The sequence below is a fragment of the Streptomyces sp. NPDC037273 genome, from assembly GCF_055603625.1.
Genome location: NZ_JBVJVO010000005.1, coordinates 217,010 through 234,508 on the forward strand (window position 1 = coordinate 217,010; position 17,499 = coordinate 234,508).

Below are 17,499 nucleotides of genomic sequence, written 5' to 3' on the forward strand. Positions count from 1 at the left end.
GGTGCCCGTCGGACACCTCCCGACGCGCGGCTCAGAGGAAGTCGGCGAGCGCGGCGACGAACCCGTCGGGGTTGTCGAGCATCAGGTTGTGTCCCGCTCCCGGGATCTCGACGACCGGGACGTCGCGGGCCGCCATGCTCGCCGCGTCGGCGTCCGGCAGGCTCAGCTCGCCGACCACGTACAGCCGGGGCATCGCGAGCTCGGCGAGGAGGTCGCCGGGGGCGGGCGCGCTTCCCTCGACGAGGGCGACGGCGCTGCGGTGGACGGCCAGCGGGTCGGAGAGCCGCAGCCGGGCGGCGTAGTCGGCGCGGCCGACGGTGGCGACCATCTCCGCGAAGCCCTTGGCGACGAAGGTGGACTCGTCCTGGGCCGCGATCGGAGAGCTGAAGGCTCCGCCGCCCGGGTAGAGGTTCGGTTCCGCGACCACGAGCCGGGCCACCAGGTCGGGCCTTGAGGCCGCGAGGAGGATGGCCACGGCGCCGCCCATCGAGTGCCCGATCAGGTCCACCCCCTTCACGCCCAGGTGGTCGAGCACGGCCGCCACCGCCGCCGCCTGCGACTCCATGCGGTAGTCGAAGTCGGCGGGGCGGTCGCTCAGCCCGTAGCCGAGGAGGTCGACGAGCATCGCCCGGCCGCCGCCGAGCGACGGGGAGGCGGCGATGTGCGCGAAGTCCGACGCCGACGTGCACCCGAGCCCGTGCACGAACACCCGGAGGGGTCCGTCACCCGGCAGCGCGATCCACCGGATGTACGCCCTCTCCTTGGCCAGGAACAACTCCCGCATGCGCCCACTCCCCTGTGTCTCCCGGCGGCATCCCCACCGACGGGAGCCACCCTACGAGACGGTACTGACAGAACGCCTCGGCGGACGAGGTGCCCTGACGGTTCGGCAGCCTTCGCGGCGGGCGGCTCGCGCGGTCAGGACGGGGAGAGGACGGTGAGGAGGTGGGCCACCTGCTCGGCCACGGCGGCGCGGGCGGGGGTGAGGTAGTGGCGGGGGTCCACGGCCGTGGGGTGGTCGGCCAGGTGGGTGCGGACGGCCTGGGTGAAGGCCTTGTTGAGGTGGGTGGAGACGTTGACCTTGGTCATGCCGGCGGCGATGGCGGCGGTGAGGTCGCGGTCCGAGACGCCCGAGGAGCCGTGCAGGACGAGCGGGGTGTCGACGGCGTTGCGGAGGCGGGCGATCAGGTCGAAGTCGAGGACCGCGTCCCTGGTCAGCATCTGGTGGGAGCTGCCGACCGCGACGGCGAGGGCGTCCACGCCGGTGGCCGCGACGAAGGCGCGGGCCTCGTCGGGGTCGGTCCTGACGCCCGGGGTGTGGGCACCGCCCTTGCCGCCGACCTCGCCGAGTTCGGCCTCGACCCAGACGCCGTGCCGGTGGCAGTGCTCGACGACCTCGCGGGTCGCGGCGACGTTCTCCTCGTAGGGGAGCTTGGAGGCGTCGAACATGACGGAGCCCAGACCCAGTGCCACGGCCTCGCGGACGAGGTCGGGATTCTCGGCGTGGTCGAGGTGGACGGCGACCGGGGTCTTGGCGGCGCGGGCGATCGCCAGGGAGGCGAGCGCGACCGGTTCCAGGGCCCCGTGGTAGCGGACGGTGTTCTCGCTGATCTGGAGGACCACGGGCCGGTCGGCGCTCGCGGCGCCGGCCACGATGGCCTGGGCGTGTTCGAGCTGGAGGACGTTGAACGCCCCCACGCCCGCGCCGGCCGCTCGGGCACGGCGGACGATCTCGTCGGTGGGCGTCAGCGGCATGGTCCTTCTCCCGGGGTGTGAACGGATATGGGGCGGCGGTCAGGCATGGACGTCGGTGAGGACCACGGAGCGGGTGAGGTTGCGGGGGGTGTCGGGGTTGAGGCCCTGGGCCTCGGCGACGGCGACCGCGAGGCGCTGGGCCCGGATGAGGTCGGCGAGCGGGTCGAGGTCGCTCTCGGCGAGGGTGCCGCCGACCTTGCGGACGTCGTCCGCGAGTCCGGCGGGCAGTTCGCCGAAGCCCCAGGCCACCCGGCCGGGGCCGGTGATGCTGATGGGTCCGTGGCGGTACTCCATGGCCGGGTAGGCCTCGGTCCAGGCGCCGGCCGCCTCGCGCATCTTCAGTCCGGCTTCCAGGGCGAGCCCGTAGGTCCAGCCGCTGCCGAGGAAGGTGAACTGTTCGGCCTGGAGGATCTCCTCGGCGAGGGGCGACTCCAGGGCGCGCTCGGCGTCCCGGGCGGCCACCTCGACGGTGGCGACGCCGGCGGGCAGCGCCTCCTCCGCCTCCAGGTGCGCGCGGAAGAGGGCGAGGGCGGTGGTGGCGAAGCGGGTCTGGACGACGGATTCCTCGTCGGCGAAGTCCAGGACGGCGACCTCGTCGGCGAGGTCCATCACGGGGGTGGTGGGGTCGGCCGTGATCGCGCCGGTGGGCACGGTGCCGCGCAGGCGGGCGAGGACGGCGAGGACTTCGCTGGTGGTGCCGGAGCGGGTGATCGCCACGACCCGGTCGTAGCGGCGGCCGTAGGGGAACTCCGAGGCGGCGAAGGCGTCGGTCTCGCCGTGGCCGCCGGTCTCGCGCAGCTCCGCGTAGGCCAGGGCCATGAACCAGGAGGTGCCGCAGCCGATCACCGCGACCCGCTCGCCCCGTCGGGGCAGTGCCGCGGTGTGCTGCGGCAGGGTGCGGGCAGCCTGGCGCCATGTCGCCGGCTGAGAGGCGATCTCCACGGCGGTACGGGTGGTGGTCATACGACCCTCCTTGCAAGAAGCATGCGCAATGATGAGTGAAGTTGCTCGAAGTCGAGGGTATTCAAGCAGAAAGATGCAGTAGCTTTCCAGATCCCGCGCATACCGGCGGCTAGAATCGGACGCGCGCACGAGCGGGAGGGAGGGACGCAATGTCCAAGCACGAACGGTGGAACACGCTCCTTGAGCTGCTGGCGGCCTCGGGAAAGGTGGAGGTGGAGGAGGCGGCGACCGCGCTCGACGTCTCCGCCGCGACGATCCGCCGGGACCTCGACGAGCTCGCCGAGCAGCAGTTGCTGGTACGGACCCGGGGCGGGGCGGTGGCGCACGGCGTGTCGCACGAGCTGCCGCTGCGGTACAAGTCGACCCGGCACGCGCCGGAGAAGCGGCGGATCGCGGAGGCCGCGGCCGATCTCGTCTCGCCCGGCGACGTCGTCGGACTCAACGGGGGCACGACGACGACGGAGGTGGCCCGGGCCCTGGCCCTGCGGTTCGCGAGCGGCCGCGCCGAGGCACCGGCCTCCCCGGGAGCCGCGTCCGGCGGGCCGGCGCTGACCGTGGTCACCAACGCCCTGAACATCGCGAGCGAGCTCGCCGTGCGGCCGCAGATCAAGATCGTCACGACCGGCGGGGTGGCACGCCCCCAGACGTACGAACTGGTCGGCCCCCTGACGGTCGGGGTACTCAACGAGGTCGTGCTCGACGTGGTGGTCCTGGGTGTCGACGGGGTCGACGCCACCCTCGGCGTGATGGCCCATCAGGAGGACGAGGCGAGCATCAGCCGGCTCTTCGCGGAGCGGGCGAGCCGCGTGGTGGTGGTGACCGACTCCTCGAAGATGGGCCGTCGCGCGTTCGCCCGGATCTGTGGTCTGGACCGGATCGACGTCCTGGTGACCGACACCGGCATCACCCAGGAGACGGTCGCCCAGCTCACCGAGGCCGGCGTGAAGGTGATCACCGTCTGACCTCATTGGTCTGCGGGTGAACCAATCCAGTGCCCGTATTTCCTGGACCCCAGCTGTTAACCCACTAATTACGGCACAGCCGTATACCTTTACGCTCGCCTCCCCCATCATGTCTCCGACGTGCCCGCTGGGGCACACCGTGACACGAGAGGCGGGGCATGATTCCCATCAGCCGCAGGGGGTTCGTCGGCATCGGCGCGGGGCTCGTGGCGGGTGCGGCGCTGCCGCCGGTCCGGGCCTCCGCCGCCGCGGCGGCGGCCACCGGCACCCTCACCGACGTCAAGCACGTGGTGATCCTCATGCAGGAGAACCGCAGCTTCGACCACTACTTCGGCACCCTGCGCGGCGTCCGCGGCTTCGGCGACCGCGCCGCGGGCAACCTGCCCGGCGGATGGGGGATGTTCAACCAGCCCAACTGGGGCGGCCGCCACTACCCCTGGAAGCTCAGCGACACCCCGCCCGCCGGTGGCGTCGACGGCGAGACCCTCGCCCAGTGCAACGGCGACCTGCCGCACAGCTGGACCTCCCAGCACGCCGCCTGGAACAAGGGGCGCATGGACAACTGGGTCACCGGCGTGGGCTACACCCGGACCCTCGGCCACCTCGACCGCGGGGACATCCCCTTCCACCACGCCCTCGCCGATCACTACACGATCTGCGACGCCTACTTCTGCTCCACCCTCAGCGCCACCGGCCCCAACCGCACGTTCCTCTGGAGCGGAAAGATCGACGCATCCAGCAAGGACGGCGGCGACGAGTCGGGCCTGACCTGGGAGACGTACGCCGAGGCGCTCCAGCGCGCGGGGATGAGCTGGAAGGTCTACCAGAACGCCCAGGACAACTACGGCGACAACGGCCTCGCGTACTTCAAGAAGTTCACCGACGCCCGGCCCGGCGACCCGCTGTACGACCGGGGCATGGGCTCGGTCCCGAAGGTCACCGGCTCGACGCCGGACGACATCGCCGCCGCGATCCGCGCCGACGTCCTCGCGGGCACCCTGCCGCAGGTGTCGTGGGTGGTCGCCAACGAGGCGTTCTCGGAGCACCCCTACGCGCCGCCCGGGGACGGGGCGCACTTCGTCGACCTCGTCTACCGCGCCCTGGCCGCCGACCCCGAGGTCTTCGACTCGACGGTGCTGTTCCTCAACTACGACGAGAACGACGGCTTCTTCGACCACGTGCCGCCGCCGGTCGCTCCCCCGGGGACACCCGGCGAGTACCTGGACGGCGTCCCGATCGGCCTGGGCTTCCGCGTCCCCATGCTTGTCATGTCCCCGTGGACTCGGGGCGGCTGGGTGAGCTCGGAGGTCTTCGACCACACCTCCGTCATCCGCTTCATGGAGACCTGGACGGCCGCCCTCGGCACCCCCGCCACCTGCCCCAACATCAGCGCCTGGCGCAGGAAGGTGACGGGCGACCTGACCGGCGTCTTCGACTTCGCGCACCCGGTCTACGGCGTGCCCGCGGGCCTTCCCGGTACGGCGAAGGTGATCGGCCAGGCCACCTGCGGCCCGCTGCCGAACCCGGCGCCCCAGAACAACGCCCTGCCCGCGCAGGAGGCCGGCACCCGGCCCGCGCGCACGGTCCCGTACCAGGTGAACGGCAACCTCGACCGCTTCGAGTTCGGGGCCGCCGGCAAGATCCTGGCCTGGTTCTCGATGACCAACCAGGGCGCGGAGGCCAAGCGTGCGGCCCACTTCTCGATCCACCCGCACCAGCACCGCGACACGGCCGCCTGGCAGTACACCGTCGACCCCGGCGGCACGGCCTCCGACTACTTCAACATCGGCCTGGGCTCGGGCTCCGGCAAGTACGACATCTCGATGATGGGACCCAACCGCTTCCTGCGCCGCTTCATCGGCGACGCCTCCAAGGCGGGCAAGGACGTCGAGGTGGCGGCCCGGTACGCGACCGAAGCGGGGACCGGGAAGCCCGCCCTGTGGTTCACCATGACCAACAACTCGGGCGGCCCCGTCACCTTCACCATCCGCTCGAACGCCTACCGCGCGGACGGCCCGTGGACGTACACGGTGCCGGCGCGCTCCAGCCGCGAGGACTTCTTCAACGCCGTCGCGTACCAGAACGGCTGGTACGACTTCACGATCCTCGCCGACATCGACGGCACCTGGTCACGCCGGTACACCGGCCACATCGAGACCGGCGCGCCGAGCATCAGCGGCTGACCCGCCCCCGTGTCCGCCGGGCGGCCCTTCGGGGCTCAGCCCGGCCGACGCGGGACACGCTCAGCGGCCCGCAAGCGCCGCCCGCGCGATGGTGGCGTCGAGCAGGGCGACGGCGTCCTCGGCGGTACGTCCAGGCGCCCGGTTCCAGGGCCCGATCAGGTCGTGCCAACCGCGCGATCTGAGCTCGGTCATGACCCAGGCCGCCGCCTCGTTCATGGTGTCCGCGCTGCCGTGCCCGAGCCGGTGCGCCGCCAGCAGCGCACCGCAGACACACCGCGCCCCGCGCACGTCGCGCAGCTTGTACGGGGTGTTCTGCCAGCCCCATTCCGTGAGCACGAGGCGCGCGTAGCCCAGGTGGACCGAGGGACGGAGGTCCGCGCGTCCGATACGGCGCCAGGCGTGCAGCCGGTCGGGCAGTACGGCTCCGACGCGGCCCGGCAGACGGCGCTCGACCGGGAGGGGCGGCGGCAGCGCGTGCAGCGCGTCCGCCACCAGCTGCTCCACCGGCACGCTGAGCAGCGCCCGCCAGCTCTCCGAGGGCGGCTCCGGAGCCTCGGGCGCGAGAGGCGCGAGCGGCGTGAGAGGTGTGAGGGGTGCAAGGGGTGCGAGGGGCGCCTCGGTGGTCAGGTCGATGACGATCCGCTGCCAGGTGGCGCTGTCGTACAGCGCGGCGGCCTCGCGGTCGACGGTGTCGGGGCTGGGCAGGGAGATGACGGGCGTCATCCGGCGGCTCCTCGGTCGGGGTGGCTCCATCTTTCAGGATGAATGTCGGGTTTGCGACTTTTGCCCTTGAGTGCACACCCGCCATCGAGCCCTTTTCCACCCACTCCGCCACTAACAGAATTACCGTGCATATTCGGACATTGGGCACCTGGTGATGCGACTCACTTTCCCGGATCCGACGCGGTGATCGAATTCTGCGCAGACCAGGGGGCACAAGGAAGTTGGAGAGCCGCCGGAGTGGGTCGATCTTGAATTCGCCGAATTCGGTGATCCATTCGCCGCACCACCGGACTCCGTCCCCTTGTTATCCGTCGCATTACTGGCCTACGGTCACCTCCATTCGAGCGGATCGCCGAATCCTGCCACCGCTCGAAATACCTCCCTTTTCACCCGACGGCAGGAGCGGGGGACCCACGAATACGCCGGCCCGGATATCCGGAACGGCTCGGGGTGCAGCCGCGTGCGCGCGGCCGGACACCTCCCGTCCGAACCCGACAGCTCACCCCGCAGGCGCCGGAGAGGAATCCGTCATGCCTGCTCACGGTAAGCACCGCCGCCCCCGACGCCGCCCCGTCTCCCAGGGCCTCGCGCTGGTCGGCACGGGCGGGGTCGCCCTCGCCCTCCCGCTGATCACCCCGGCCGTGGCCGGTGCCGCGCCCGTCTCCGGAGCCCCGGAATTCACGGCCCGCGCCGTCGCCGCCCCCGCCGCCGCGGCCCCGGCCTTCGCCCAGGCTCCCGCCGCTCCGGCCGCCGCCCGCAGCTATACCGTCGTCCGCGGCGACTCCCTTTCCCTGATCGCCCAGAAGAAGGGAATTCAGGGCGGCTGGAAGGCTCTTTACCGGGCCAACAAGAGCGCCGTGGGTGACAATCCGTCACTTATTCATCCGGGCCTTGAGCTGACGCTTCGTCGGGATTCCGCGAAGGCCGCTCCCGCCCCGGCGAAGAAGACCACCAAGTCCGACCGCGCGAGCCGCTCCGAGCGCCGCTCCGCCCCCGCCACCACCGGCGCGTCGGCCGCCCAGGCCGCCCCGGTGGCCGCGCCCGCCGCCGCCCCCGCCCAGGCGGCTCCGGCCCAGGCCGCCCCCGCGGCCGCCACCAACTACGCCGACAACCTGGACGGCTGGATCCGCGAATCGCTGGCCATCATGGCCCAGCGGGGCATCCCCGGCTCGTACGACGGCATCCTCCGCAACGTGATGCGCGAGTCCTCCGGCAACCCCCAGGCCATCAACCTGTGGGACTCCAACGCCGCGGCCGGTACGCCCTCGAAGGGCCTGCTCCAGGTCATCGAGCCGACCTTCCTCGCGTACCACGTGCCCGGCACGTCCATGGACCTCTTCGACCCGGTCGCCAACATCACCGCCGCCTGCAACTACGCGGCCGACCGCTACGGCTCCATCGACAACGTCAACGGCGCCTACTGACGCCCGAAGTGCCCGGTGAACCAGGAGGTGGCGAGCTCCGCCACCTCCTCCAGGGCCCCCGGCTCCTCGAACAGGTGCGTGGCGCCCTCCACCACGGACAGCCGGCTCTCGCAGCGCAGCAGTGACCGGGCCCGCCGGTTCAGGTCCAGGACCAGCGCGTCCTCGCCGCCCACCACGAGCAGCGTCGGTGCCCGCACCGCGGCCAGGCGGTCCCCGGCGAGGTCCGGCCGCCCTCCGCGCGACACGACGGCGCTCACATCGCACTCGGGATCGGCCGCCGCCCACAACGCGGCGGCCGCGCCTGTGCTCGCCCCGAAGTAACCCAGCGGAAGGCCCGCGCCCACCGGCTGCCCCGCGACCCACTCCGTGGCCGAAGCGAGCCGTCCGGCGAGCAGCGGCGTGTCGAAGACCCGCGCCCGGTCGCCCGCCTCGGCCTCGGTGAGCAGATCGAACAGCAGGGTCCCGAGGCCGGCCTGATTGAGGACCTCCGCCACCGCCCGATTGCGCGGGCTGTGCCGGCTGCTCCCGCTGCCGTGCGCGAACAGCACCAGGCCGACGGCCCCGTCGGGCACCGCGAGCCGCCCCGCGAGCGTGACGCCGGCGGCCTCGATCCTCACCTCCGAGTCCCGCACCACCGGGCCCCGCGCCGCACGGTTCCGGTCCAGGCAGGCGATCACCTCCGCATCGGCGGTCTGCTCGAAGTCCCGGTAGAACGGCCCGATCGCGTAGAAGATCTCCGGCTCGTGGACACTGACCGTCTCGTCCGCCTCACCGCCCAACCTCGCCTTCCACCCACTCGGCGCGACCGGGACGGCCAGCACGATCCGGGCGGCTCCCCTGGCCCGCACCACCCGGCAGGCCGCGAGGGCCGTCGCCCCCGTCGCCAGCCCGTCGTCGACGACCACCACCGTCCTGCCTTCGAGCGGCACGGACGCCCTGCTGCCCCGGTACCGGCCGGCACGCTCCTCGAGCACCGCGTGCTCGCGTTCCTCCACCGCCGCGAGCGCCCGCTCCCCCACACCGGTGTCCCGCAGGACGCGCTCGTTCAGCACGCGCACGCCACCCTCGCCGAGCGCGCCCATCGCGAGCTCCGGCTGATAGGGCACCCCCAGCTTCCGCACGAGACAGATGTCGAGCGGCGCTTCGAGCGCGTCCGCGACCTCCGCCGCGACCGGCACCCCGCCACGCGGGAGACCGAGGACCACGACGTCATGGCCCTTGAGGTGTTCCAGCCGGGCCGCGAGCTGCCTGCCCGCGTCGGTCCGATCGCCGAAGAACATGGTCCGCCGCCCTTCCGCCTGCGCGGCCCGGGCCCGGGGAGGTACGGCACGCCCGTCCCCTGCCCCTCCTTCCAGGGTAGACGCGTCGGCGACAGGCGGTCGGCGGGTGCTTTCGGCAGCCGGAGGTGATCAGCGGGACTGGAGGGCGTCGAGGGCGACGGCCTGGGCTATCGCGAGCCTCCGGTCGAGCTCGGGATCCGCTATCTCCAGGACGTACCGGTCGCGCAGACCGAAGCGCTTGTCGACGGACATGACGGGCCGTTCGCCCGCGGCAAAGTCGAAGTGATAGGGCACGGCGAAGGGGATCAGGTCCGTGAAGGGGAGGAACTCCCAGATCCTCCGAAGCAGCGCGATCCCCTGGTGCCGCTCCCGCCCGGTGGTCTCCACCGCCGCGCCCTCGCCGCTCAGATGCCAGGTACTGCGGAGCAGGGAGGCCCCGAAGTCCTTGCGGAAGCCGCCGAGCCGGGTGCCGGAGGCCCCGTGCACGTCGTAGGTCGCGCCGACGTCGAGGACCTGGCGGGCCTTGAAGGTGAACAGGATCTGGCGCCGGGACTCGTCGGTGTAGAAGGTGACGTGCTCCTTGAGCGCCATTCTCTTCTGGTGGGCGAACGCGACGAGTTCCGCCTCCTCGCCGTCGGGCCCCTCCGTGTGCACCAGGTAGCGGTTCGCCATCAGGGTCACCTTCTGGCGGACGAGGAAGCGGTGCTGCGACTGTGCGAGGCCCATCGACGGTGCTCCTGCTGATCATGGGCGGTCTCCCGGGAGAGACCGCCCTGTGGCGTCATGACCACGATGATCGCGCGCGGCACACCCCTGCCGCTGTCCTCGAAAGTCGTCGGTCCGGTCGACGTTCGGATGACTTCCGGAGCCCCCTCCGAAGACTTCCGACGACGACGGCGAGAACCTGCGAAAGGAGCTCCGTCAGCTCGGACCTCAGGCCCCGAGGAAGGCCTCGATCGCCTCGGCCAGCGGTCCCGGGGTCTCCTCGGGGGCGTAGTGGCCGGCGTCCTTCAGTACTTCGAGGCGGGCGTTGGGGTACCAGCGGAGCCAGGTGGACTCCATGGCCTCGGTGCCGAGCGCCGGGTCGTGGGCGCCGACGACGAGGAGGACGGGGGTGGGGTTGTCGCGGACGCGCTCGTGGAAGTCGGTGCCGGACCAGGAGTCCAGGTAGGCGCGGAAGGCGGTGGCGGAGGAGCGGCCGACGGACCGGTCGACGAGGGATCCGAGCCAGGCGTCGTCGTACCGGCCGCCCGTGGTGTTGTCGATGATCGCGCGCCGGTAGGCCGGTTCCTCGGCCGCGCCGGCGAAGAGGTCCCAGGTCTCGCCGTCGAGCGGGAAGCCGGCCGCCGAGACGGGCGAGATGCCGACGATCGAGCGGACGCGTTCGGGGGCGCCGAGCAGCATCAGCTGGGCCGCCTTGCCGCCCATGGAGTGGCCGATGACGGAGAAGGAGTCCCAGCCGAGGTCGTCGGCGACCGCGAGCGCGTCGGCGGCGACCTCCTCCATCGTGTAGGCGCCCGCGTGGTCGAGGGCTTCGCCGTAGCCGCGGCAGTCCAGGAAGGCGTAGGTGCCGGTGGCGTCGTTCAGGTGGGCGCGGAGGGCGTCGAAGCTGGTGCGGTCGCCGAACCAGTTGTGCAGCACGAGGGCCCGCGCGGGCCCCTCGCCCTGTACGTCGTACGGAAGAAGCCGGTCCGTCATCGTGCCCCCTGCTCGCGAGGTGTGTGGCGCCGCGCGCCGAACGGCGGCGGTCGACGACCGAGTGTGACGGCGCGGAAGCGCGCGGTCAACATCACCGCCCGGAATCCGGGCTCCGTGGTCCGGGATGCGGGGCCTTTCGCGTCGGGGGCATCCTGGCTGTGTGACCTCGCACGGCACGTCCGGCCCCGGCCCGGCGGGCGGCACCGGGCGTCCGTCCGGGAACGGAGCCGCCGACGAGACTGCTTCCTCCGCGCTCACCTGGGCGCTCGCGGAGGAGGCCCTGCGCGCGGTCGAGGAGGTCGGCGGCTACGCGGGCGGGGTGTACCTGCGCTCCGGAACCCCGGGGCTCCTGCGCCTCGCCGTCCTGGTGGGGTTGCCGGGTCCACTGTTTCGTCCCTGGTGGCGCATGCACGCGAACCGGCCGTTTCCCGTGGCGGAGGTCCATCGCTCCGGGCAGCCGGTGTACCTCTCCGACGTGGAGGAGGCCATGCGCCGCTTCCCCCAGCTCGTGGCCAGCCTGCCGTTCCCCTTCGCCTCCCTCTACGCGCCCGTGGTCGGCGGCCGCGAACGCTTCGGCGTCCTGGTGGCCCTGCGGCCGCCCACCCCGGGCGTCCCGGTGGACGCGCGCGACCGGAACCGCATGACCCGCGGCGCGCTCCGGCTCGGCGAGGCGCTGTCCGGCCTGGCCCGCGGGGGGACGGCCATCGAGTGGCCCGGCGACCCGGTCTGCGTGCAGCTGTCCACGGGGTCGGGACCCCCGGTGCGCTTCGGGTCCTTCGACTGGGACCTGGACGCGGGCACGGTCACCCTCGACGACGGTCTGCTAGCGATCCTCGGAGCGGAGGTCACCTCTCCGTGTTCGATCGAGGTGCTCACCTCCCTGCTCGAACCGGAGGACGGTTACGCGCTCTGGGCGGCGGCGCGGCAGGCGACGGGCGTGGACGGCAGGCCCGCGGTCCGCAGGCTCCGGCTGAGAGGGCCTGACGGCGGCCTGCACCTCCTGGAGATCTCCACGCGCGCGCGTGGAGGCACGGCTGGCGAACCGGCCCTCCCGGCCTCGGGCACGCCCGTCGCCCCCAGCCCCACGAGCGACTCCACGGCCACCGCCGGCCACCTCACCGGCACGCTCGTCGACCTCGGCACCGGCCTCGTCGGCTCGGACGCGACGGACCGGCTGCCGCGGGCGATCCTGGCGATCGACCGGCTCGGCCGCATCACGTACGTCAACGAACGCACGGAACGGCTGCTCGGCCGGCCGCGCGGCGCGCTGGCGGGGAAGGCCCTCTGGGAGGCGCTGCCCTGGTTCGGCCACCCCTTCCACGAGGAGCAGCTCCGCGCCGCCCTGCTCTCCGGCGAACCGGTGCGCTTTCTGGCTCGCCCGGAACGCGGCCGGTGGCTGTCGGTGTCGCTCCACCCGGGGCGCGACGGGGTCACGATGGTGCTGGTCCCCGAGGAGGATCCGGCAGGGCTCGGGGCCAGGGCCCGGAGTGGCCGGCGAGCGGACGACGGGCTGTCGGCGCCCGGTGACCGGGCGGCGGCCCTCTACCGGCCGGTGGCCCTGGCGATCGCGCTGACCGAGGCGGTGACGGCGCGCCAGGTCGCGGCGGTGGTCACGGAGGAGCTGCTTCCGGCGTTCGGCGGCCGGCAACTGGCGATCTATCTGCTGAGCGACCGGCGTCTGTACCTGGCCTGGGAGACGGGTTTCCCTCCCGGGTTCCTCGAACCCTTCGACGGCGTGGCCCTGGACGCCCGCCTGCCGGGCGTGGAGACGCTGACGACGGGTCGGCCGCTCTTCTTCGAGTCGATGGAACAACTCGGCAAGGCCTTCCCCGACCTGCCGATGGACGCGCACTCGGGAGCCCGGGCGTTCCTGCCGCTGATCGCCTCGGGGCGGCCGGTGGGCTCCTGCATCCTCGGCTTCGACCGGCCACGCGGCTTCAGCCCCGAGGAACGGACGGTCCTCACGGCGCTCGCCGGGCTCATCGCACAGGCCCTTGAGCGGGCCCAGCGGTACGACACGGAGTCCGCGGTGGCGCGCGGGCTCCAGGACGCGCTGCTGCCGCACCGGCTGCCGGTGCGCGAGGGCGTGGACACCGTCGGCCGCTATCTGCCGGGCACGCAGGGCATGGACGTCGGAGGCGACTGGTACGACGTCATCGAGACGGGGCACGGGTCGCTCGCCCTGGTCATCGGAGACGTACAGGGCCATGGGGTCGCGGCGGCCGCCACGATGGGGCAGCTGCGCAGCGCCGTACGGGCGTTCGCGCTGGGCGGGCATCGCCCGCAGGACGTGATGCGGGGCACCAACCGGCTGCTGATCGACCTGGATCCCGGGCAGTTCGCGAGCTGCTGCTACATCGTGCTCGATCCGGATACGGGTGAGGCGCGGGCGGTACGGGCCGGGCACCCGCAGCCGCTGCTCCTGCGGCCCGACGGGACGACGGAGCTGGTCGAGCTGGCCGGCGGGGTCGTCCTCGGGGTCGACAGCCGCGCCTCGTACCCGGTGACACGGCTGCGGCTGGCCCCCGGTGACGTGCTCGCGCTGTTCACGGACGGGCTCGTGGAGCGGCCCGGCCGGGACATCGACGAGGGGATCGAGCGCCTGCGCCGTGCCCTCGCCGCGACGGGCTCGCTGCCGCTTCCCGAAGCGGCCGACCGCCTGATCCGCGAGGCCCGCCAGGCCACCGCCCGACCCGACGACATCGCCCTGCTGCTCGCGGCGCGCTGGCCGCAGCACACCTGACCCGGCCGACAGCGGCGCGGGGCCCTGCCCACGCGCGCGTGGGCAGGCACCCGTTCACCCGGTCGGCCCCGTGACGCTGGTCCCCCGTCTCCGGCGCGGGGAGGCTGGAGGGGTGCCGTGCCGAGAGGGCCGGACGCGTCTGGGCGGTAAGCCCGAGGAGGACACGTGCAGCAGGACAAGCAGCCCGAGTACGGCCCCGTGGTCTTCCGCGACCGGTCGGCCGGATACGCGTTTCTCACCCGGTCCACGGCGACGAGCGACCGGACGATCGAGTGGGACGACGGCGAGACGTACCCGGTGATCGACGTCGAGATCTCCTCCGAGAGCCACCCGTTCTACACGGGCACGGCGCGGACGGTGGACTCGGAGGGCCGGATCGCCAAGTTCGAGCGCCGTTTCGGCGAGGAGGGCTGAGGCGCACCGCACGCCCTGGAGAACCCGTTTCCGAAACTGGCCAGAAGGTGGCCAGTTCGCCTTCCAGGATGAGGTCACGAAGACGGCGGAGCGCACTCGCTCCGCCCCTGACTCCCTGGAGGGGACTGCTGTGATCGTGGTGACCGGAGCGACCGGAAACGTCGGACGACCGCTGGTGGAGCTGCTGGCGTCGGCCGGTGAGGACGTCACGGCCGTGAGCCGGCGGCCGGTGGAGGGGCTGCCCGCCGGGGTGGCGCACCGGCGGGGTGACCTGGCCGACGCGGGCGGCCTGAAGGAACTGTTCGAGGGGGCCGAGGCCGTCTACCTGCTCGTCGCGGGCCTCGGTGACGAGCTGAGCCCGGACGAGATCGTCACGGCGGCGGTGGCCGCCGGGGTGCGGCGGATCGTGCTCCAGTCCTCGCAGCTGGTGGGCACACGGCCGGATTCCGTCTCGCACGGGATCCTGCGGGCGTTCGAGACGGCGGTACGCGAGTCGGGCCTCGACTGGACCGTCCTGCGGCCCGCCGGCTTCGCCTCCAACGCGTACCTCTGGGCCGAGGGGGTGCGCGCGGCCCGTACGGTCGCGGCCCCGTTCGCCGATGTGGTGCTGCCGGTGGTCGACCCGCTGGACATCGCCGCGGTGGCGGCGGCCGCGCTGCGGGACCCTGCCCACGCGGGCCGTACGTACGTGTTGACCGGCCCGGCCGCGGTGTCGCCGCGCGAGCAGGTGCGGGCCCTGGCCGAGGCGCTGGGCGCTCCGGTGGAGTTCGTGGCGCAGAGCGCGGAGGAGGCCAGGGCGGAGCTCGTCCGGTTCCTGCCGGAGGCGGCCGTCGACGGGATGCTGTCGGTGCTGGGCGCCCCCAGCGCGGAGGAGCAGCGGGTGAGCCCGGACGTGGAGCGGGTGCTCGGGAGGGCGCCGCAGCCGTTCGCGGCCTGGGCGGAGCGCAATGCTCCGGCCTTCGCCTGAGGAATCGGCTCACCCGAGGACGTGCCCTTCACGGGCGCGGCACCCGAGGCGGCGCGAGACACGGCGGAGGCGGGGGCGCGCGTCCTGAGGACGGCGCTCCCCGCCCCGGCCGGGTGGGCGAGCGAGGGCGCGGGGCGCCCTCTGCTCAGCTCGGGAAGGCGATCAGGCCTTCACGACGCCGGACGCGCCGACCGCGATCTTCGCCGAGGTGCGGCCGGACTGGGAGCCCAGGCTCTCGATCTTCTTGACCAGGTCCTCGCCCTCGACGACCTCGCCGAAGACGACGTGCTTGCCGTCGAGCCAGCTGGTGACGACCGTGGTGATGAAGAACTGCGAGCCGTTGGTCCCGGGGCCCGCGTTCGCCATCGAGAGCAGGAACGGGCGGTCGTGCTTCAGCGTGAAGTTCTCGTCGGCGAACTTCTCGCCGTAGATGCTCTTGCCGCCGGTGCCGTTGCCGTTGGTGAAGTCGCCACCCTGGAGCATGAACTGCGGGATGACGCGGTGGAACGGGGAGCCGGCGTAGCCGAAGCCGTGGACGCCGGTGGCGAGCTCACGGAAGTTCTGGGCGGTCTTGGGCACGACGTCGTCGAACAGCTTGAAGACGATGCGGCCCGCGGGCTCGTCGTTGATGGTGATGTCGAAGTAAACGTTGTCGCTCATGGGGACATCCTGTCATTACTCGCGCACGGCGCGCGCACGGGCTGCCTCCTCCCGGGTCATGGCGTGGCGGTGCCCCGCGATCCGCGAGGATCACGGGGCACCGGTCGCCACCTGGGAAGTACGGGGTCAGAGCAGTCCACCGGGGGCCGTCTGGCCCTGGAGGGCGCCTTCGGCGCCCTGGACGGTGTCGTGGAGGACGGTCGCGGCGCCCTGGTCCTCTTGGAGGAGGCCGGTGGCGCCGCCCAGCGGGCTTTCGGCGGCGTTCGCCTGCGGCGGCGGGGTGACGAGAGCGGTGACGACGCCTGCGGCGAGGGAGGCGATGGCGAGCATGCTGCGCTTCTTCATGCTCGGGTCAACTACTGAGACGCCCAGGGGTTACGGTCGCCGGCCTTCGGATCCGGAGGAGGACCATGAGCGAGGCGACGGCGGCGAGGGCGCACCAGGTGGAGACGAACGCCCGGCTCCACAGGACGGCGCAGACGATCGCCCCCGCTCCGGTCACGATGCCCAGGGCCCGCAGGGTCCGGTCGCGGGCGAGCAGCAGGGCGCCGACGGTGGCGAGGAGGTAGCCGGTGAGGACCAGGGACGCGTGGGGCAGGTCGACGGCGTAGCCGAGGGTGTGGCCGTGGATCGTGGCGGAGACGGGGTGGGTGGCCAGGCGGTACGCGAGGAAGGCCGAGGTCGCCACGCCGGCGGCGAGCGGCAGGCCCAGCCGCCGCCGGTCGGCGGGGCGGGCGGCCGCCATGACGCCGGCCGGCACCCAGAGGGGCAGGACGGGGAGGGCGATGACGGCCCAGGCGAGGGTGGCGGGGCCGGTGCCGCCGCCGGCGTGCCAGACGGCGGCCTCGACGATCTGATGGACGCCCAGGAGCAGGGGCAGGGCGGCGAGGAGGGCGTCGGCGGGGCGGCGTACGGAGGCGATCGAGGCCACGCCGACGGCGGTGATCCCGATGCCCGCCCAGAGGTCGGCCGTCGCACTCCAGCACATAGCAGACTTTTACCCCATATCGGGTGGAACCGTACGCTGGTGGTGGATGTCTCAGCCAGCGACACCACTGTCCCCGAGCAGGAGAACTTTGGGGGACGTCATGCAGTACCGTCACAGCCTCGCGGCCGTCGCCGCGGGAATCCTCCTGACCGCCGGGATCGGCGCGACCATCCCGGCAGGCGCCTCGAACGCCCCGTCCCGCACCGCCACGGCGCCGACCACCGCCCAGGTCGTCAACGCCCGCTGGGGCGGCCACGCGAGTTTCGACCGGCTCGTGATCGACGTACGGGGTGCCATGCCCCCCGTCACCGTGCGCCAGGTCGGCGCGCTCCACTACGACGGCTCGGGGAACAGGGTCCCGCTCGCGGGGAAGTACTTCCTGTCGATCACCCTCTCCCCCGCCGCCGCCCACGACGACGCCGGACGGTCCGTCTACCAGGGCCCCCGGCTGCTGAAGATCTATCTGCCCGCCCTCAAGGGGGTCGCCCTGACCGGCGACTTCGAGGGCGTGGTCTCCATCGGAGCCGCCTTCGACAGCAAGCCCGCGTACAAGACGTTCACGCTCCACTCCCCCGAGCGCTTCGTGATCGACATCGCCCATCCGGTCGGCTGCCGGGCCTGAGACGGCAGCGCGGGGGGGGGGGGGGGGGGGGGGGGGGGGGGGGGGGGGGGGGGGGGGGGGGGGGGGGGGGGGTGGGGGGGGGGGGGGTGGGTGGGGGGGGGGGGGGGAGAGGAGGCG

General features: G+C 72.8%; 17 protein-coding genes and 1 riboswitch. Of the genes, 7 read left to right on the forward strand and 10 right to left on the reverse strand.

What is annotated here, in order from left to right; genetic code table 11:
• Positions 1-31 precede the first annotated feature (31 nt).
• The 3 genes from ACZ7G1_RS15865 to ACZ7G1_RS15875 form a co-directional block, all read right to left on the reverse strand.
• Positions 32-784 carry an alpha/beta fold hydrolase gene (locus ACZ7G1_RS15865; RefSeq protein WP_470881214.1) on the reverse strand — a complete coding sequence of 251 codons (753 nt, stop codon included), beginning with the start codon at positions 782-784 and terminating at the stop codon, positions 32-34.
• A 134-nt stretch (positions 785-918) separates the two neighbouring features.
• Positions 919-1,755 carry a class II fructose-bisphosphate aldolase gene (locus ACZ7G1_RS15870; protein WP_470881216.1) on the reverse strand — a complete coding sequence of 279 codons (837 nt, stop codon included), beginning with the start codon at positions 1,753-1,755 and terminating at the stop codon, positions 919-921.
• A 39-nt stretch (positions 1,756-1,794) separates the two neighbouring features.
• Entirely contained in the window at positions 1,795-2,718 is a 924-nt protein-coding gene (locus tag ACZ7G1_RS15875) for an SIS domain-containing protein (protein WP_470881218.1), read from the reverse strand.
• Positions 2,719-2,867: 149 nt separating this feature from the next.
• On the opposite strand from ACZ7G1_RS15875, the gene ACZ7G1_RS15880 reads away from it, so the two are divergent.
• Positions 2,868-3,680, forward strand: coding sequence for a DeoR/GlpR family DNA-binding transcription regulator (locus ACZ7G1_RS15880; protein ID WP_470881220.1), 813 nt, complete (start codon positions 2,868-2,870; stop codon positions 3,678-3,680).
• Positions 3,681-3,838: 158 nt separating this feature from the next.
• Entirely contained in the window at positions 3,839-5,863 is a 2,025-nt protein-coding gene (locus ACZ7G1_RS15885; RefSeq protein ID WP_470881222.1) for a phosphocholine-specific phospholipase C, read from the forward strand.
• Positions 5,864-5,923: 60 nt separating this feature from the next.
• Here the strand turns inward: ACZ7G1_RS15885 and ACZ7G1_RS15890 are convergent, their stop codons facing one another.
• Positions 5,924-6,586, reverse strand: coding sequence for a DUF6197 family protein (locus ACZ7G1_RS15890; protein ID WP_470881223.1), 663 nt, complete (start codon positions 6,584-6,586; stop codon positions 5,924-5,926).
• A gap of 343 nt (positions 6,587-6,929) precedes the next feature.
• Positions 6,930-7,112: riboswitch (cyclic di-AMP (ydaO/yuaA leader) on the forward strand.
• Between the two features lie 4 nt (positions 7,113-7,116).
• Here ACZ7G1_RS15890 and ACZ7G1_RS15895 point away from each other — a divergent pair.
• Positions 7,117-8,010: a LysM peptidoglycan-binding domain-containing protein gene (locus ACZ7G1_RS15895; protein WP_470881225.1), complete on the forward strand. Its 894-nt coding sequence runs from the start codon at positions 7,117-7,119 to the stop codon at positions 8,008-8,010.
• On the opposite strand, the gene ACZ7G1_RS15900 is transcribed toward ACZ7G1_RS15895, so the two are convergent.
• The 3 genes from ACZ7G1_RS15900 to ACZ7G1_RS15910 form a co-directional block, all read right to left on the reverse strand.
• Positions 8,004-9,290, reverse strand: coding sequence for a phosphoribosyltransferase family protein (locus ACZ7G1_RS15900; RefSeq protein ID WP_470881226.1), 1,287 nt, complete (start codon positions 9,288-9,290; stop codon positions 8,004-8,006). The two genes, ACZ7G1_RS15895 and ACZ7G1_RS15900, sit on opposite strands and share 7 nt — an antisense overlap.
• A gap of 129 nt (positions 9,291-9,419) precedes the next feature.
• Positions 9,420-10,016 carry an LURP-one-related family protein gene (locus tag ACZ7G1_RS15905; protein WP_470881228.1) on the reverse strand — a complete coding sequence of 199 codons (597 nt, stop codon included), beginning with the start codon at positions 10,014-10,016 and terminating at the stop codon, positions 9,420-9,422.
• 207 nt (positions 10,017-10,223) lie between these two features.
• On the reverse strand, positions 10,224-10,988 hold the full coding sequence (locus ACZ7G1_RS15910) for an alpha/beta fold hydrolase (RefSeq protein ID WP_470881229.1): 765 nt from the start codon (positions 10,986-10,988) through the stop codon (positions 10,224-10,226).
• Between the two features lie 160 nt (positions 10,989-11,148).
• On the opposite strand from ACZ7G1_RS15910, the gene ACZ7G1_RS15915 reads away from it, so the two are divergent.
• The 3 genes from ACZ7G1_RS15915 to ACZ7G1_RS15925 all read left to right on the forward strand — a co-directional run bounded on the left by ACZ7G1_RS15915 (position 11,149) and on the right by ACZ7G1_RS15925 (position 15,112).
• Positions 11,149-13,731 carry a SpoIIE family protein phosphatase gene (locus ACZ7G1_RS15915; protein ID WP_470881231.1) on the forward strand — a complete coding sequence of 861 codons (2,583 nt, stop codon included), beginning with the start codon at positions 11,149-11,151 and terminating at the stop codon, positions 13,729-13,731.
• Between the two features lie 165 nt (positions 13,732-13,896).
• Positions 13,897-14,145, forward strand: a complete 249-nt coding sequence (locus ACZ7G1_RS15920; RefSeq protein ID WP_470881233.1) for a type B 50S ribosomal protein L31 — start codon at positions 13,897-13,899, stop codon at positions 14,143-14,145.
• 130 nt (positions 14,146-14,275) lie between these two features.
• Positions 14,276-15,112, forward strand: a complete 837-nt coding sequence (locus ACZ7G1_RS15925; protein WP_470881234.1) for an NAD(P)H-binding protein — start codon at positions 14,276-14,278, stop codon at positions 15,110-15,112.
• A gap of 162 nt (positions 15,113-15,274) precedes the next feature.
• Here ACZ7G1_RS15925 and ACZ7G1_RS15930 read toward each other — a convergent pair whose 3' ends face one another.
• The 3 genes from ACZ7G1_RS15930 to ACZ7G1_RS15940 all read right to left on the reverse strand — a co-directional run bounded on the left by ACZ7G1_RS15930 (position 15,275) and on the right by ACZ7G1_RS15940 (position 16,760).
• Positions 15,275-15,772 carry a peptidylprolyl isomerase gene (locus ACZ7G1_RS15930; protein WP_470881235.1) on the reverse strand — a complete coding sequence of 166 codons (498 nt, stop codon included), beginning with the start codon at positions 15,770-15,772 and terminating at the stop codon, positions 15,275-15,277.
• Between the two features lie 126 nt (positions 15,773-15,898).
• Positions 15,899-16,117 carry a hypothetical protein gene (locus ACZ7G1_RS15935; RefSeq protein WP_470881237.1) on the reverse strand — a complete coding sequence of 73 codons (219 nt, stop codon included), beginning with the start codon at positions 16,115-16,117 and terminating at the stop codon, positions 15,899-15,901.
• Between the two features lie 7 nt (positions 16,118-16,124).
• Positions 16,125-16,760, reverse strand: coding sequence for a DUF6629 family protein (locus ACZ7G1_RS15940; protein ID WP_470881238.1), 636 nt, complete (start codon positions 16,758-16,760; stop codon positions 16,125-16,127).
• Positions 16,761-16,860: 100 nt separating this feature from the next.
• Here ACZ7G1_RS15940 and ACZ7G1_RS15945 point away from each other — a divergent pair, with 100 nt between their 5' ends.
• Positions 16,861-17,382: an AMIN-like domain-containing (lipo)protein gene (locus tag ACZ7G1_RS15945; protein ID WP_470881240.1), complete on the forward strand. Its 522-nt coding sequence runs from the start codon at positions 16,861-16,863 to the stop codon at positions 17,380-17,382.
• Positions 17,383-17,499: the final 117 nt, after the last annotated feature.

Coding starts and splice junctions, on each gene's coding strand:
- ACZ7G1_RS15940 (WP_470881238.1), bottom strand. CDS start 16,760: ATGTGCTGGAGTGCGACGGCCGACCTCTGGGCGGGCATCGGGATCACC.
- ACZ7G1_RS15930 (WP_470881235.1), bottom strand. CDS start 15,772: ATGAGCGACAACGTTTACTTCGACATCACCATCAACGACGAGCCCGCG.
- ACZ7G1_RS15880 (WP_470881220.1), top strand. CDS start 2,868: ATGTCCAAGCACGAACGGTGGAACACGCTCCTTGAGCTGCTGGCGGCC.
- ACZ7G1_RS15905 (WP_470881228.1), bottom strand. CDS start 10,016: ATGGGCCTCGCACAGTCGCAGCACCGCTTCCTCGTCCGCCAGAAGGTG.
- ACZ7G1_RS15910 (WP_470881229.1), bottom strand. CDS start 10,988: ATGACGGACCGGCTTCTTCCGTACGACGTACAGGGCGAGGGGCCCGCG.
- ACZ7G1_RS15865 (WP_470881214.1), bottom strand. CDS start 784: ATGCGGGAGTTGTTCCTGGCCAAGGAGAGGGCGTACATCCGGTGGATC.
- ACZ7G1_RS15890 (WP_470881223.1), bottom strand. CDS start 6,586: ATGACGCCCGTCATCTCCCTGCCCAGCCCCGACACCGTCGACCGCGAG.
- ACZ7G1_RS15935 (WP_470881237.1), bottom strand. CDS start 16,117: ATGAAGAAGCGCAGCATGCTCGCCATCGCCTCCCTCGCCGCAGGCGTC.
- ACZ7G1_RS15875 (WP_470881218.1), bottom strand. CDS start 2,718: ATGACCACCACCCGTACCGCCGTGGAGATCGCCTCTCAGCCGGCGACA.
- ACZ7G1_RS15945 (WP_470881240.1), top strand. CDS start 16,861: ATGCAGTACCGTCACAGCCTCGCGGCCGTCGCCGCGGGAATCCTCCTG.
- ACZ7G1_RS15870 (WP_470881216.1), bottom strand. CDS start 1,755: ATGCCGCTGACGCCCACCGACGAGATCGTCCGCCGTGCCCGAGCGGCC.
- ACZ7G1_RS15895 (WP_470881225.1), top strand. CDS start 7,117: ATGCCTGCTCACGGTAAGCACCGCCGCCCCCGACGCCGCCCCGTCTCC.
- ACZ7G1_RS15885 (WP_470881222.1), top strand. CDS start 3,839: ATGATTCCCATCAGCCGCAGGGGGTTCGTCGGCATCGGCGCGGGGCTC.
- ACZ7G1_RS15900 (WP_470881226.1), bottom strand. CDS start 9,290: ATGTTCTTCGGCGATCGGACCGACGCGGGCAGGCAGCTCGCGGCCCGG.